Annotated in this window: 15 protein-coding genes; 2 read left to right on the plus strand and 13 right to left on the minus strand. The window is 28.6% G+C overall.

The window, feature by feature from the left end:
* Nucleotide 1: 1 nt before the first annotated feature.
* From QZ429_RS02260 to QZ429_RS02320, 13 genes are all read right to left on the minus strand, one after another.
* On the minus strand, nucleotides 2–793 hold the full coding sequence (locus tag QZ429_RS02260; protein WP_291950438.1) for an NADH-quinone oxidoreductase subunit C: 792 nt from the start codon (nucleotides 791–793) through the stop codon (nucleotides 2–4).
* Nucleotides 793–1,290, minus strand: coding sequence for an NADH-quinone oxidoreductase subunit B family protein (locus QZ429_RS02265; RefSeq protein WP_291950442.1), 498 nt, complete (start codon nucleotides 1,288–1,290; stop codon nucleotides 793–795). Before QZ429_RS02265 ends, QZ429_RS02260 begins: the two co-directional genes overlap by 1 nt.
* The gene (locus tag QZ429_RS02270; RefSeq protein WP_291950445.1) at nucleotides 1,269–1,688 is read right to left on the minus strand and encodes an NAD(P)H-quinone oxidoreductase subunit 3; all 420 of its coding nucleotides are present in this window, start codon (nucleotides 1,686–1,688) and stop codon (nucleotides 1,269–1,271) included. Before QZ429_RS02270 ends, QZ429_RS02265 begins: the two co-directional genes overlap by 22 nt.
* Before the next feature lie 107 nt (nucleotides 1,689–1,795).
* Nucleotides 1,796–2,470, minus strand: a complete 675-nt coding sequence (locus QZ429_RS02275) for an ATP-binding cassette domain-containing protein (RefSeq protein ID WP_291950447.1) — start codon at nucleotides 2,468–2,470, stop codon at nucleotides 1,796–1,798.
* Nucleotides 2,461–3,222, minus strand: a complete 762-nt coding sequence (locus QZ429_RS02280; protein ID WP_291950450.1) for an ATP-binding cassette domain-containing protein — start codon at nucleotides 3,220–3,222, stop codon at nucleotides 2,461–2,463. Before QZ429_RS02280 ends, QZ429_RS02275 begins: the two co-directional genes overlap by 10 nt.
* A complete protein-coding gene (locus QZ429_RS02285) occupies nucleotides 3,219–3,986 on the minus strand; it encodes an ABC transporter permease (RefSeq protein ID WP_291950484.1) in 768 nt (255 codons plus the stop codon). Before QZ429_RS02285 ends, QZ429_RS02280 begins: the two co-directional genes overlap by 4 nt.
* Before the next feature lies 1 nt (nucleotide 3,987).
* Nucleotides 3,988–4,938, minus strand: coding sequence for an ABC transporter permease (locus QZ429_RS02290; protein ID WP_291950452.1), 951 nt, complete (start codon nucleotides 4,936–4,938; stop codon nucleotides 3,988–3,990).
* A complete protein-coding gene (locus QZ429_RS02295) occupies nucleotides 4,939–6,474 on the minus strand; it encodes an ABC transporter substrate-binding protein (RefSeq protein ID WP_291950455.1) in 1,536 nt (511 codons plus the stop codon). It lies immediately after the preceding gene.
* Between the two features lie 42 nt (nucleotides 6,475–6,516).
* Entirely contained in the window at nucleotides 6,517–7,167 is a 651-nt protein-coding gene (locus QZ429_RS02300; RefSeq protein ID WP_291950458.1) for a lactate utilization protein C, read from the minus strand.
* On the minus strand, nucleotides 7,160–8,575 hold the full coding sequence (locus tag QZ429_RS02305) for a LutB/LldF family L-lactate oxidation iron-sulfur protein (RefSeq protein WP_291950461.1): 1,416 nt from the start codon (nucleotides 8,573–8,575) through the stop codon (nucleotides 7,160–7,162). Before QZ429_RS02305 ends, QZ429_RS02300 begins: the two co-directional genes overlap by 8 nt.
* Entirely contained in the window at nucleotides 8,572–9,309 is a 738-nt protein-coding gene (locus QZ429_RS02310; protein ID WP_291950464.1) for a (Fe-S)-binding protein, read from the minus strand. The genes QZ429_RS02305 and QZ429_RS02310 overlap by 4 nt, the downstream gene beginning before the upstream one ends.
* A gap of 8 nt (nucleotides 9,310–9,317) precedes the next feature.
* Nucleotides 9,318–10,973 carry an L-lactate permease gene (locus tag QZ429_RS02315; RefSeq protein ID WP_291950467.1) on the minus strand — a complete coding sequence of 552 codons (1,656 nt, stop codon included), beginning with the start codon at nucleotides 10,971–10,973 and terminating at the stop codon, nucleotides 9,318–9,320.
* Between the two features lie 178 nt (nucleotides 10,974–11,151).
* A complete protein-coding gene (locus QZ429_RS02320) occupies nucleotides 11,152–13,098 on the minus strand; it encodes a BCCT family transporter (protein WP_291950470.1) in 1,947 nt (648 codons plus the stop codon).
* A 241-nt stretch (nucleotides 13,099–13,339) separates the two neighbouring features.
* Here QZ429_RS02320 and QZ429_RS02325 point away from each other — a divergent pair, with 241 nt between their 5' ends.
* Nucleotides 13,340–13,918 carry a cytochrome C gene (locus QZ429_RS02325; RefSeq protein WP_291950473.1) on the plus strand — a complete coding sequence of 193 codons (579 nt, stop codon included), beginning with the start codon at nucleotides 13,340–13,342 and terminating at the stop codon, nucleotides 13,916–13,918.
* A gap of 1 nt (nucleotide 13,919) precedes the next feature.
* A complete protein-coding gene (locus tag QZ429_RS02330) occupies nucleotides 13,920–16,439 on the plus strand; it encodes a molybdopterin guanine dinucleotide-containing S/N-oxide reductase (protein ID WP_291950476.1) in 2,520 nt (839 codons plus the stop codon).
* Nucleotides 16,440–16,572: the final 133 nt, after the last annotated feature.

Consider the following 16,572-nt stretch of genomic DNA (forward strand, 5'->3'; position numbering starts at 1 on the left):
TTTATCTTCTCTTATCTAAAATTTTAGCTTCATTTCTTTTGATTTTTTTCACAAAAAGCACTCCGCCTTCTTCTTGATATTCTTGTAAGTATTTATCCTTTCTTGGAGCATCTCCTTTAGCTACTTCATGATAAATTCTACTAAAATTTAAGGTATCTTTTTCATCTACAAATCCTGGATCTCTATTTTCTTCACCAACAATTTCCCTATATTCTTTACCAAAAATTTTATCTATCTCATACCATTTGGCAAATTCATCTCCTTCTAAAGGATAAGTTTTCAAAAATGGATGACCATACCAATCATCTGGCATTAGAATTCTTTTTAAATTAGTATGATTAACTATAAAAATTCCAAACATATCATAAATTTCTCTTTCACACCAATTTGCACCCTTAAATACACTCATAACACTTTGAAGCTTATCTTTTAAAGCAACAAAAGTTTTTATCCTAACTCTGATTTTTTTTTCTATATTTAAAAGTTGATAATATACCTCAAAACCTTGTTTTTGCTCTACAAAATCAATAGCACTTGCGTCAATAAATGCTTCATAGCCTAAAATTTTAAGCTCTTTTAATACCTCGATATTGTCATCTTTTTCTATTTCAATTACCCAAAAATCAAGCTCTATAAAAGAATCTTTTATATTAAATTTTTGAGAAATTAAACGAAAATCTTCTTCAAATAAACTTCCTTCAATTTTTATTTTTTTAATTTGTGGAGTATGATAAAATCTATCCTCATAATAATTTCTTAATTGAACATTTTTTTTATTACTATATTTTCTCATCATATGAGCCTTTTTGGAGCAATATGCCTACTTGCTTTTTCTTTTCGGATTCTTTTTTGAAGAATCATTAGTGCAAATTGAAAAGTTTCAGGACGTGGAGCACAACCTGGCACATAAATATCAACAGGAATGATTCTATCTACACCTTGAACGGTTGAATAAGTATTAAACATACCACCTGTGTTAGCACAGCTACCCATAGAAATCACCCATTTAGGATCTGGCATTTGATCATAAAGTCGTCTTGTAAATTCAGCATGTTTTTTACTTAAAGTTCCTGCTACAATCATCACTTCAGATTGTCTAGGACTAGCTCTAAAAATAGTCCCAAATCTATCAAAATCATATCTTGAACCACCAGCTGCCATCATTTCAATAGCACAACAAGCTAAACCATATGATAAAGCCCATAATGAATTACTTCTTCCCCATTGGATTAGTTTATCAACCGTAGTTAAAACAACCGGAGCCTTACTCATCTTTTGATACTCTGCCACTCAAATGCTCCTTTTTTATAAGCGTATAAAAACCCTACCCCAAGTAAGAAAATAAAAATAAAAATTTCAACTAAGGCAAATAAAGATAAACCATATTTTGAAAGTTCAACACTTAAGTCCTTAAAAATTACCGCCCAAGGAAATAAAAATACCACTTCAATATCAAGTAAAATAAAAATCAAAGCAAAAATAAAAAATTGAGAATTGATTTTATTAGCTTGTTTAGAAACCATAGGACCACACTCATAAATTCCAAGTCCTAATTTCTTTCTACTATGAGAGGCTAATTTTGAGCCTACCTTTGAAGATAAATATACTAAAGTAAAAAATATAATACTTGCAATAACAAGCATCGCAAATATACCAAAATACTGATGCTCTATAGTTGCATGAGTCATAACAAACCTTTTTAAAGCATAATTAGAGGATATTCTACTTAATTTTAGCTATATAAAAACTTATTGATATAAAATATTTTTTTAGATATTTCAAAATGAAACAATTTCTATCCTTTTAAGGTTATTTTCTTGTGATAAATATTGCTTAAAATTTTTTCCTGATGAGAAATAAAAATATAAGTTATATCATAATGCTTTTGAAAATATTTAAGATAGTTTAAAATTTGATAAGCTGTTGGCATATCTAAAGCTACAGTAACCTCATCAAGTATTAATAATTTTGGCTTTAAAATCAAAGCCCTAATTAACCCTAATCTTTGACATTGACCGCCACTAAGCTTTGAAGGTTTTAAATTTAAAATATCCTTTTGTAAGTCAAAAATTTCAAATAATTGAAAAATTTCATCTAAATTTGGTTTAAGATTAAAATTTTCATATACATCAAATATAAGTCTCTTAGCATTTTTATAAGGATTAAGTGCAAGTTTTTGATCTTGAAAAAGATATTGAATTTTCTTACGAATTTTTCTTTGTTCTTTAAAAGATAAATTTAAAATATTTTTCTTTTCAAAAATTATTGTGCCTTCATTTGCACACTCAATCATACAAAGAATTCTAGCTAAGGTGCTTTTGCCACTTCCACTTTCACCAGATAATAACAAATTTTCACCTTGGCATAAACTAAAATTCACATTTTTAAAGATGAAATTTTCCTCTTCTTTTAGATACCAATGTTTTTTAATTTTATAACTTTTACTTAGATTTTCAACCTTTAAAAGCATTTATTCTCAATATCTAATATTTTTTTAATATATTTGTTTTTTGAAGAATTTAACAATTCTTCCATAGAACACTGATAAACTATATTACTTTCTTCAAAAACTAAAACCTCATCACATAATTGTCTAATTAAATTTAAATTATGACTAACATAAATAATATTTGTAAATTTTGTTTTTAATTTTTTAAAAATATCAATAATCTTGTTTTCATTGTGCATATCAAGCGAGCTAGTTATCTCATCACATAATAAATATTGTGATCTACACAACAAAGCTAAAGCTATCTGAACACGCCTTGCCATACCTCCACTTAATTGATAAATAAAAGAATGCCACAAAAAATCGTGATTTTTAAGCCCTAAACACTCAAAAAAATAAAATGCTTTTTCTTTAATCTGCTTTGTGTTTAAATTAGTATGTGTTTTTATAACTATATTAAAGTAACTTCCAATATCTACAAAAGGATAAAAACTTCCATAAACATCTTGAAAAAGTAGATTGGCTTTAGCTCTTAAATAATTTAACTCCTTATTGTTTAATTTTAAAACTTCACTATCATCAAATCTTATAGTTTTAGCACGCAAAGTATAATTTTTATCAAAAAGTCTAATCAAACTTTTTAACAACAAACTTTTACCTACTCCACTTTTACCTATAATTGCTAGAGATTTTTTACTTTCAAGTTTAAAATTTATATCTTGCAATAAAAGTTTTTGTTTAAAACTCAAATTTAAATTCTCCACACATATCATATCTTAATATCCTCTTGTATATCATTAGCTAAAGCAAGTAAGGGCAAAATCAATAAAAGTATAAATACTACTGGAAAAATTATCATCCACCAAAATCCTAAAAACACAGCTTTGCTAACATCATTTAACATATTACCTAAACTAGGAGTAGAAAGCTCAACCCCTAAACCAAAAAAACTTAGTGTAGCTTCTGCTGTGATAGAATGAGCTATATGTAAAATAAAAAGCACAAAAAGCAAATTTAAACACGCTGGCAAAAGCTCATTAAATAAAGCTTTTAATCTAGTGCTACCTAAGACAATAGCATTTTGATAAAATTCTAATTTTTGAAATTTATTTAATTGATTATCAACTACTTTAGCAGCAAAAGCAAAATGTCCTAAAGCTATAATAAAAATCATACTCCACAAAGATCCTACTAAAAAACTTTGAAAAAACATTATCACAAGTAAAGATGGCAAAGCTAAAAGCATATCAAGCAATCTTGAAAAAAAAACATAAGCAAAAAATCTTGATATAAAAACATAAATTAGGGCAAAAATAATGCTTAAAAATGCTGCACTTACCCCTACAAATAAAGATACACGTAAAGCATATAAAATTCTTGAAAAAATGTCTCTTCCTAAAATATCTGTCCCAAAAATATAAGTTAGATTTGGAGGTATTTTTGCTGTATTAAGATCAATTAAGATTGGATCGTGCGTGCTTAAAAATGGAGCAAAAAGTGCTAAAAATATACTCAAAATAATAAAAAAAATATAAATTTTACGCACTAACAAACCTCGGATTTAACATTTTGCAAATTATTTCCACAAGTAAATTTACGCAAACAACAGCTAATACACTAAAGCACACTATAGCTAAAACTACAGGATAGTCCTTAAACAAAATACTTTTAATAACTAAATTTCCAATCCCATCATAAGAAAATACACTCTCAACAACATAAGTGCTCATTAAAAAACCCACAAAAGAAGCTCCAAAATATGCTAATATAGCACCTAAAGAATCTTTTAATACAAAGTGAAAATATACTCTTTTTTTACTAAGCCCTCTAGCAAAAGCAGCTTCTATAAAATTTTGATTTAAACTATCAATCAAAGTAGTTCTTACAAAACGCACAAAGATAGCTAAGTGTGAAAGAACTAAAGCACTAACTGGCAAACACAAATGCCATAAACGATTTAAAATATCATCTTCATATCCAATATCAGCTATAGCAGAACTTGGAAAAATCTTAAAAAATACACAAAAAACTAATATCAAAAGTAAAGATAAAGAAAAGGTAGGCAGAGCAAAAAAACTCATTGTAAAAAAAGTAATACAATCATCTAAAAGACTACCTTTATACATCACGCATAAAATTGCTAAAAATATAGAAATAAAAAACAAAATTCCAAAAGATAACACCCCAAGTATCAAGGTATAAGAAAGTTTTTCTTTTAAAATTTCACTTACCTTTTCACCATTTATTAAAGAATATGAAAAATTTCCATTTAAAGCCTTTAAAACCCAATTTTTATACTGATACAACAAAGGTTTATCTAAATTTAAATTTCTCTCTATTTCTTCTTTTACTTTTAAACTAGTCCCTTGAGGCACACTAGCAAAAACAACACTTCCTTTTGCATAATAAATCATCGCAAAGCAAATAAAACTTGAAAAAAAAAGTAAAAAAAACGCCCACAAAAGGCGTTTAAAAATCAATTTTAACACTTAATTTTTATTCCACTCATATGCATTCCATGCAAAACCCACTCCATGATGTCCTAAAATATGAGGCTTAATACCTTCAATATTTTTAGCAAAAACCAAAGGATAATCAATATAAGCTATAAATAAAAATGCAGGGTCATCATATAAAGCTTGTATAAAATCTTTATAATATTTTTTTCTTTCTTCAAAATCTAGTGATTTTCTAGCAAGTTTTAAAGATTCATCTACTTTAAAATTTTTATAATGTCCAAAATTCCAACCACTTGAATTTAAAGTAGAATCTTGAGAACTTGCAAAAACTCTAAAAGTATGAAAATCAGGATCATAAGGGCTACCCCAACCTATCAAAAAACTATCTACTTTAGTATAATCAAAACTCCCGCGTGGTTTAGCTACTGCTTTAGCCTTAATACCTAATTTTAAAAATTCACTTTGTAAGATATTTACTAAAGCTATCCTTAAAGGATCTTCGCTCATAGCGAACATTTTAAAGCTTAATTCTTTGCCATTTTTTTCTAAAATACCATTTTTATTTTTTATAAAACCTGCTTGTTTTAAAAGCTCATTAGCTTTTTTTATATCATATCCATAAACAGGAAATTCTTTAGGGTTAGCCCAAGAATTTTCTAAAGGGTGATTTGCCACTTTTCCAAAAGAATGTAAAAGTGATTTCACTATGATATCTTTATCTACAGCATAATTTAATGCTAAACGCACTTTTATATCTTTTAAAAATTCATTATCTAAATTAAACATTAAAGCACGATAATCAGCCGAAGGCTCCACAAGTACTTTAAAATTTTTATCATTTTGAAAATTTGATGCTAAAAAAAAATCAACTAATGCTACATCTATAGATCCATTTTTAAGCTCAATAGCACTTATGCTTGGATCTTTGATATTTTTAAGTATGAGTTTTGGTGTTTTAACCTTGCTTAAATAATATCTTTCATTTGCTTGTAAAATCATATATTGACCTTGCTTCCATTGTTTAAGCTTGTAAGGTCCTGTGCCTATTGGGTGTTGATTAAAATTAGTAGTGTTTAAATTCTCTTCTTTAAGTAGATGGTATGGTAAAACTCCTACGCTTAAAGCATCTAAGAAAGCAGGAAAAGGAGATGATAAAATGATATTAATATTATAATCATCAATGATTTTTATTTCTTTTACTGCATCAAAATTAACTTTTGAAGGAGAATTTAATTTCTTATCTTTTAGAGCATTAATACTAAATTCTACATCTTTAGCACTAAATTTAACTCCATCATGCCACAATACATCATCTCTTAAGCTAAATTCATACATAAGTCCATCTTTACTTACTTTCCAAGAAGTAGCTAAATCAGGAGCTAAACTCATATTTTCATCAAAACGAGTCAATCCAGAAAAAACTAATCCTATAGCCACATCATGATCTTCGCTAAAAAGTGGATTAATACGATCAGGTTCATTTTCTACAGCAATGACTATGGTATCTTTTGGAGTTACAGCAAAAAGATTTAACGCAAAAAAAAATATTAAAACCAATCTCAACATAAAACACCTTTCTTAAAAAATTCTATTTATTCTTTATGAATTTTAATAAAAAATAATATGAGCTTTTTGAGATCCATGAACACCAAAAACAGTTATTAATTCTATATCAGCAGTTCTTGAAGGACCAGCTATAAATAAAATATTACTAGGTAAAATTTCATTTTCACGTTTAACTAAATTTAAAGCCTCACTTATACTTTTTACTACATTTTCTTTTTTAAGTAAAATCACGCAAAGCATAGGAGCTAAAGAAAGCATTCTAGCTTGTTCTTTACTTGAAGTTACTAAAGCTACTCCATGAGAGCTCACTCCAGCTCTTGCATTTATTATAGAAAAATCGCTGTGAAAAACTTCTGCTCTTAAATTTTCTATTTCTTTATCAAAACAAACTTTTTTATCAGCTCGTATTTTATTAATATCTATAGGTAAGCCATTTGGATATATCATACTTTTATAATCATAGCTAGCCACTATTTGATTTATTTTTTCTTCCAAATTTTCCCTAGTGCTTTCTTCTACTATGTATTTATTATCACTCATTTTTTGTTTTAATTCAGCTAACATATCATCACTTGTTTTTATGTGCTCGATAGGATCTACGCTTGTTACTTTATCAAAATTTATTTTTGTATTTTTTATCCTAGCTAAGATTTCTTCTTTGCTTTTTGATGATATTTCATCTATCTTATTCACAGCTTACTCCTTGTATTTTTTCAAGTTCCTCATAAATATCATACTTAACTTGCGGTAAATTTCTATAAACACTCCATTTTTTAATCAAAGGTAAGGATTTTTTACCTTTTTGTAAAAGCCAATTAAATTTATGTAAATTAGATATAGTTAAATTCCAAATCTTTGGTGAGGTAGCTATTTTTTCAAAAGCTTTAAAAGCTATAGCCTCGGTTTTATTAGGATTTATATCTCCAAAACTTCCTTGGCCTATTTTTGCTGCTCTTAATTTTCTTATAAGATCTGCCAATGGTATTTTTACAGGACAAACCTCGGAACATCTACCACATAAAGAACAAAAACTTAGTATATCTCCATTTTCTTTCATACCAAAAAGATTAGGACTTATAACTTCACCTATAGGACCTGGATAAACACTTTGATAAGTATGACCGCCTATTTTGTCATAAACAGGGCAAAAATTCATACAGGCTCCACATCTTATACATCTTAAAGCCTCATAATAATCTTTATCATTTAGCATTTTACTTCTATTGTGATCAAAAAGTATTATATGCACTTCTTTAGGACCATCTAGCTCACCTTCTTTTCTAGGAGAGCTTATAATATTGTTATAAGTAGGTATAAATTGACCTGTAGCTGATGGAGTAAGTAAAGATACCATAGTAGCTGCATCTTCAAAACTTTCCATAACTTTTTCTATACCACAAAGTGCTACATGTATATCACAGGCAGTTGTGCACATTCTACCATTACCTTCATTTTCTATAAGCCAAAAAGCACCCTCTTTTGACATAGCAAAATTAACGCCACTAAGCCCCATCTTAAGACCTTCAAATTCACTTCTTAAATGTTTTCTAGCTATAGCGTTTAATTTTTCTGGCTCATTTTCTAAATTTGCTCCCAACTTTTCCTTAAAAATTTTACCAACTTCATAACGATTTTTGTGTATAGCAGGAACTACAATATGCACTGGTGTTTCATTATTTAATTGAAGTATAAGCTCACCAAGATCTGTTTCTATAGCTTTAACACCTTTTGCTTCTAAATAGTGATTTAAACCTATTTCTTCACTAGCCATAGATTTGCCTTTTAAAATCTTACTTATTTTTTTTTCAATCATAAGATTATAAATTATCTCGCAAGCATTTATATCAGAATTAGCCCAATGGACTTTTATACCATTTTTACTAGCATTTTTTTCAAATTCTAACAATCTATCATACAAACTAGAAAGAGCACTATTTTTAGCTTGTTTAGCCTTAAATCTTAAACCCTGCCAATCATTAAATTTTTCATCTATAACCCTCAAGCGATTTTTTTGTAAAGTATGCATAGCTGATTTTAGATTCTCTCTCATTTGTGTATCGTGAATTTTTATATCTACTATTTCTTCATGTGCGACTTTCATATTGAAACTCCTTCAAGGCGTTTATTTAAAAAATCATATAAATGTAAGGCTTTTATATCAAGACCCATTTTATTCATAGCACCTGATATATTCATTAAACAACCACCATCTGAACTTAAAATATATTTTGCACCGCTATTTTGTATATCTTTTATTTTTTCCATAACCATAGCATTAGAAATTTGAGGTTCTTTTACAGAAAAAGTTCCACCAAAACCACAACATTCTTGCTCATATTCTAAAGATACTAGCTCAACATTTTTTAGTCTTTTGATTAAATTTTTACTAGAATCTATACATTTTTGAATTCTTAAAGCATGACAATTAGAATGCCAAGTAACTTTTAATGGATCACCCTTATCTTCATACTCTACTTTTAAAACATTATCTAAGTATTGGCTAAGATCAATAACTCTTGAACTAAACTCTTGAACTAAAGCATAATTTTCATCATCTTTAAAAAGATCTAAATAATCATGACTCATCATACCAGCACAAGATCCACTTGGCACAACTATAGGATAATCTTTATCAAATAACCTTATATTATGCAAAGCTATATTTTTACTTTCTGCAAAATATCCTGAATTAAAAGAGGGTTGAGAACAACAAGTTTGTTGTTTTTTAAAAATCACCTCAACCCCTTCTCTTCTCAAAAGTTTAACAGCATTTAATACACTCTCTTGCATAATAGCACTACCCAAACAAGTAGCAAACAAATAAACCTTTTTCATTTTTAGCCTTATTTTAAAATTATAGCATCAGGAATTATACCACTTAAGAAAAAAGCTATAATAAAAGTCCAGCTTCCTATTAAAATTACAAAAGCTATAGAATATTTTAAAGTAAATCTAAATAATTCTGATTCTCTTCCTACAAGTCCAACTGCTGCACAAGCTACTGCTATGCTTTGAGGTGATATCATCTTACCTACAACGCCTCCAACTGAATTTGCAGCCAAAAATAAAGCTTCTGAGATACCTAATTTTTGCGCACTTACTTGCTGTAAAGTTCCAAAAAGTAAATTTGAACTAGTATCTGAACCAGTTAAAAATACCCCTATCCACCCTATAATAGGTGAGAAAAATGCAAATGCATCACCAGTATTTGAAAAAGCTAGTCCCAAAGTAGTACTCATACCGCTATTTTTTGCTATAAAAGCAAAAGCTACAACTAAACCTATCGTAAAACAAGGAATAGCCATATCTTTTAAAGTTTCCCAAAAACACTCACTTGCATCACTAACTTTGATTTTTAATATAAAAATACTCAACAAAGCAGCTATTAAAATAGCTGTTCCAGCTTGAGCTACTAAAGATATATTGTGATATGGTATGATAGTTTTTATTTTGCTAGCATCTGATATATCAGGACTTATTATAGAACCTAATGCACTATCAAATTGAATACTAAATTGTAAAAAATTTAAAATTCCATCTTTCGCAAATAAAGCCTTAAACCAAGGTTGAGTCCATATGATAATACAAATAATCAAAAGTATAAATGGCATCCAAGCTAAAACTACCCTTTTAAGCTCCAACTTTTGTATGTTTTCAAAGTCTTTAACATCATCTAATCTAAAAATATTACTTGGTCTCCAAAATTTTAAAAATATAGTGGTAGCAAATAAAGAAACTATAGCCGAAATAATATCTGGTAATTCTGCCCCTAAATAATTTGAGCTTAAAAATTGTGTAATAGTAAAAGATATAGTTGCTACAAAAATAGCTGGAAAAGTTTCTCTAATACCTTTTACACCATCCATTAAAAAAACTATGAAAAAAGGTATTGTTAAACTAAGTGGCACAAGCATTCTACCAACCATAGCTGAAACACTATGCTGTTCTATACCTACTAAATTACTCATAGCTATAATAGGAATTCCAACCGCACCAAAAGCTACAGGAGCAGTATTTGCTATCAAACAAAGTCCAGCAGCATATAGAGGTTGCAAACCAAGACCAACTAATAAAGCAGCAGTGATGGCAACAGGACCACCAAAACCTATAGCACCTTCTAAAAATGAACCAAAACAAAATCCTATCAAAATCACTTGAATTCTATGATCAGGAGTTATACTCATAACACTTTGTTTGATAACTTCAAAAGACCCTGATTTAACAGAGAGTTTGTATAAGAATATAGCCGCTATAATAATCCAAGCTATAGGCCAAATTCCATTAGCAAATCCTTGTATAAAGCTTGCTCCTAATAAAGACAAAGGCATATCATAAGCAAATAAAGCCACTAATGCTGATAAAATAAGAGTAAAAAATGCTGCTTGATATCCTTTGAGCTTAAAAAACACAAGCGAGATTAAAAAACATAATATAGGTAAAAATGCAATCAAAGCACTAAAGACTATATTATTAAATGGGTCATAAATTTGTTGCCACATATTTTTCCTTTCAGTTTCAAATTACTAATTTATAATAACAAATATTAATTCTATTAACACCTTAATTAATAAAAAACTTTCGTAATTATAAGTATATTTGTTAATTTATTTCACATTTTGACTTTAAATATAAATTATTATTAGTAAATTAGATAAGAACTTTACATTTTTCAAAAATCTACTCACCATAAGCTTTAGTAAAAATTTCATTTTTATCATCAAATAAAAGTTGCAAATATCTTTCGTATTGTTTTAGTATATCTACAATAATTTCTTGTTCATTTAGATATTCTATATTATAGCCATTACGCGAATCTGCAAAAAAAGTTTGAGGTTCAAAAATAAATTCTTTAGAATAAGTAGGTATAAATTTATCATCAATAATACTCTGGCTTGTATGCTTTCTTACAATTTTCACTCCATAAATAAAATCTTTTGCAAGTTCTTTTTTAATAACTAATTTAATACTAAATTTTTCTTGAATAATTTGTGATTTTAAACCATAACTTTCAAGGCTTTTGCTAAGCTCACTCATAGCACTTTTTACTTTAATATCTAAAAAATCTTGTATATCTTTTTCTTTACTTTGCTTTAAAATTCCTGCTAATCTTTCTTGCCAAAATTCACCTGAAAAATATACACTGCTTTGACTAAGTTTAGTCAAAGAATAATTTACATCTACAATTAAACCTTTAAGCAAAGAAAAACACATCAAACAAAGCAAAAATGCAAAAGGTAAAGCTACTATCATTGTAATACTTAAAATAGCTCCTAATCCGCCTAAATACAACAAAGAAGTAGCTAAAAATGTCAATACAAAACCCCAAAGAATATTTTGCCATTTATGTGGCTTATGCATACCAGCACTTCCTAAGGAATTTAATACAAAAATACCACTATCTGCAGAAGTTATAAAAAATAAAGAAAGCACTATAAGAGCCAATAAAGAACTCCAATAAGCAAAAGAAAAATTGTCTAAAAAATAAAAAAGCAAACTCTCTGGTGTTGAAGTAAAAGGACTTAAAATATCATTAAAATTTAAAGCACTATTGCCAAATATACTAAACCAAAGTATATTAAAACTAGTAGGCACTACAAGCACTCCAAAGATAAATTCTCTTATAGTTCTACCGCGTGAAATTTTAGCTATAAAAAATCCCACAAAAGGCGACCAGCTAAGCCACCAAGCCCAATAATATATAGTCCAATTATTAAACCACTCTATATGTTCTTTTTCATAATAATAAGTCTTAAAACTAAGTTGTATAATATTTTGTAAATAATTACCTATATTAGAACTAAATTGTGAAAGAATTTCAATAGTATTACTAGAAAAAAGTATAAAAAACATCAAGCACGTAGCAAGGACTAAATTTATTTCACTTAAAAGCTTTAACCCTTTAGTCAAACCACTAATAGATGAAATCGTAGCTAAAGAAATAATAGTAATTATAATCACACTTTGTTCTAAAAAACTTTGCTCACTTAAAATACCTAAATTTAAAAAGCCAGCATTTAATTGCGAAGCACTATAACCAAGTGTAGTGCTAATACCAAAAACAGTTACAATTAAAGCTAAAATATCAACTAAATCACCCCAAAAACCATAAATTTTATCCTTTAAAAGTGGGTAAAAAGCACTACGCAAACTAAGAGGCATTTTGTATCTAAAACCAAAATATGCCATAGCTAAAGCACATACTCCATAAATAGCCCAAGGATGAATTCCCCAATGAAATATAGTATATAACATAGCTTCATTATCACTTGCTTGTAAAACTTTTTTATGAATAAGTGGCTCAGCTACACCAAAATACATAAGTCCTACGCCCATACCAGTAGCAAAAAGCATAGCAAGCCAAGAAGTAAATTTAAAATGAGGGGTTTCATCATCATCGCCTAATCTAATATCACCAAATTTAGATAAAGCAAGAATAATCATAAAGCATACAAAAAAACTCACACTAAGTATATAAAACCATGAAAAATTTTGAAAAATTTCATTTTTAATATGATTAATAAAATCATTTGTAATCTTAGGAAAAAAAATACAACTAAAGCTCAAAATCGCTATAGCAGCAATACTTGGTAAGAATACTGCTTTTTTAAAACTTGTCTTAAACATAACACTCCTTTTTTTGTAGTTTTTGATTATATCAAAAACTTAATACATATAAATAAATTATATATTAAATTTAAATATTAACTAATAATTTAATTCTAAAATAAAACAAAATTTTAGTAAAACTAAATAAATATCATAATAATAAAATATTACATTACTTATTACTTAAAATATTGTTATTTAAGTATTATTTTATTTATAAATTATAAAATATTTATCAATTTAAAAGTTAGGAGGATAAATGAAGAAAAAATTGATGGTATGTTTAGCACTTGTTTCTTTTGCTTGTGCTAAGGGTGAGTTTTTTACAAGTGAAGTTACTTCTCTTTACTCAAGTAAAAACGATACAAAAGCTATTGGTAGATTGTTGCCTACAAATCCTTTTGAAGTATTAAAAACTGAAGGAGATAAGGTTTTAGTTGAAATTACAGGTTATGTTAATCCTGCATCACCTTCTGTGCTTTATTACAATGATAGTCAAAGAATCATAGTAGCGGCTTTTTCTAAAAATACAAAACTTAATTTTAAAACTTACACAAAAAGTAAAAATGGTAAATGGGATAAAGCCACTATAGAGGTTTGGGCTGATAAAAAAGACTTTGCAAAAAGCAATAAAGAAATGTTTGCAAAAGCTAAAGAACTCTATATGAACAATTGTGGAATTTGCCACAGCGTGCATAAAGAAAATGAATTTACTGCTAATGGTTGGCCTGCAACATTTAGATCAATGGTTGATAGAACAGGAATTGATAAAAAAGATCACTGGCTAGTAATACAATATTTGCAAAAAAATGCAAAAGATTTTAAGGAGGCAAAATAAAATGGGATTAGATAGAAGAAAATTTTTAAAATTTGGAGCTGGTTTAAGTATATTACCTTTAATTCCTAGTTTAGCTATGGGTAAAAACATAAAAGCTTCTAATATTAACTCAGGATTAGTAAAAAATGGAACAATAATCACTGCAGCACACTGGGGCATTTTAAAACTTACAATCAAAGATGGTATGGTTGTAAAAAGTGAGCCATGGGAAAAAACTACAAAAATAGACAACCCTTTACAACACTACACTCCTGATATGATTTATAAATCACGTGTAAAATATCCTTATGTAAGAAAAAGCTATTTAGCAAATCCAGATAATCCAAAACCAGAACTTAGAGGAAAAGAAGAATTTATTCGTGTAAGCTATGATGAAGCTATTAAGTTAATTGCAAAAGAGCTTAAAAAAACAAGAGACAAAAAAGGCACTCAAGCAATTTTTGGTGGTAGTTATGGTTGGAAATCTAGTGGTAATATGCAAAATTGTAGGATTTTATTACATAGATTTTTGAATATAACAGGTGGTTTTATAGGCACTACTGGAGATTACTCAACTGGAGCTTCTCAAGTAATTATGCCTTATGTTGTAGGGTCTATTGAAGTGTATGAGCAGCAAACATCTTGGGAAAATATTTTAGAAAATTCTAAAATTGTAGTTATTTGGGGTGCTAATCCTATAGCTACTTTAAGAATTGCATGGACTTCAAATGATCAAAGAGGTTTAGAATACTTTGAAAAATTAAAAAATAGCAAAATTAAAGTTATCTGCATTGATCCTATCAAAACTGAAACAGCTAAATTTTTAAATGCACAATGGATTGCACCAAAACCAAATACTGATGTTGCAATGATGTTAGGTATGGCTAGTCACTTAATTGAAACAAATAAAGTAAATTATGAATTTTTAGATACTTATACAAGTGGTTTTGATAAATTTAAAGCTTATTTAGATGGTAAAAGTGATGGTGTAAAAAAAGATATTAAATGGGCTAGTAAAATTTGTGGAATTAATGAAAAAATTATCAAATCTTTAGCTGAAAGTTTCTATGATAATCCTACTATGATTATGAGTGGTTGGGGTATGCAAAGAGCTCATCATGGAGAACAACCGCACTGGATGCTAATTACTCTAGCTTCAATGCTTGGACAAATTGGCACTAAAGGTGGTGGATTTGGTTTATCTTATCACTATAGTAATGGTGGCGTTCCAACGTGCAAAGGTGGAGTAATTGGAGGTATTACAGCTGGTGCTGTTGGAATCTGGGAAAATGGTAAATTTAAAGGACTTCCTAAAACTGGAGCATCTCAAAGTGGTGCTGAATGGTTACAAAATACTGCAAGTTACTCATTTCCAGTAGCTAGAATAGCAGATGCTTTGCTAAATCCTGGCAAAACTATAAATAATAACGGATCTAAGATTACCTATCCTGATATAGACTTTATTTATTGGACAGGCGGAAATCCCCTTGTGCATCATCAAGATACAAATACAAATGTGAAAGCTTGGCAAAAACCAAGAACTATAGTTGTTAATGAAATTTATTGGACTCCAACTGCTAAAATGGCAGATATTATAATGCCTACTACAAGTTCATATGAAAGAGATGATATCACTATGACTGGAGATTATTCTAATATGAATATTGCTCCAATGAAGCAAGCGGTATTGCCTATAGGCGAAAGTAAAGATGATTATGAAATTTTTTCAGATATTTGTAAAGTATATGGAGATGATGTGTTTAATGCCTACACTGAAAATGGTAAAAAAGCTAAAGATTTTATCAAAGAATATTATGATAGTGCATTAAAACAAACTCTAGCTTATGGAGATGTGTTTGAAACTACTATGCCAAGTTTTGAAGAATTTTGGGCTAAAAACGAGCCAATCACTTTCTCTCCTACTACAGAAAGTATGAATTGGGTTAGATTTTCAGATTTTATAGAAGATCCTATATTAAATGCTTTAGGAACAGAATCAGGCTTGATTGAAATTTATTCAAATACTATCGAAAAATACAATTATAAAGATTGTAAAGCACACCCAACTTGGATGGAGCCAATCGAATGGCTAGGAAACGCTACCAAAGAAGCACCTTTTCATCTTTTAACCAACCACCCAACCGATAGATTACACTCTCAATTATGCCATACATCATTACGCGACAAATACGCAGTAAAAGGAAGAGAGCCTATTTTAATAAATCCTATCAACGCTAAAAAGCTAGGTATTAAAAATGGAGATGTTGTAAGAGTATTTAACAAAAGAGGTCAAACTCTAGCAGGTGCTGTGGTAACTAAAGATATTATGCCAAATGTTGTCAGACTTTGCGAAGGCGGTTGGTATGATCCAGATGAAAATGGTATGTGTAAATATGGAAACGTTAATATTTTAACTATCGATATGCCTACTTCTGAACTTGCAAATGGAAATATCTCACATACAGGCTTGGTAAATATAGAAAAATACAATGAAATATTACCTGAAGTAACAGCATTTACAGCACCTAAAGGAGCTGAATAACCCAAAAATTTTCCTTAGAATTTTCTAAGGAAAATTTAATATATTTTTAAATACTTTTTATAATGCAATAAATATTACATCTAATTTCCATATTTATATAATAATCATACTAACAATTTTTATTTTTTTAAAA

Origin of the sequence: Campylobacter sp. (genome assembly GCF_020024835.1) — a bacterium.
GTDB lineage: Bacteria > Campylobacterota > Campylobacteria > Campylobacterales > Campylobacteraceae > Campylobacter_D.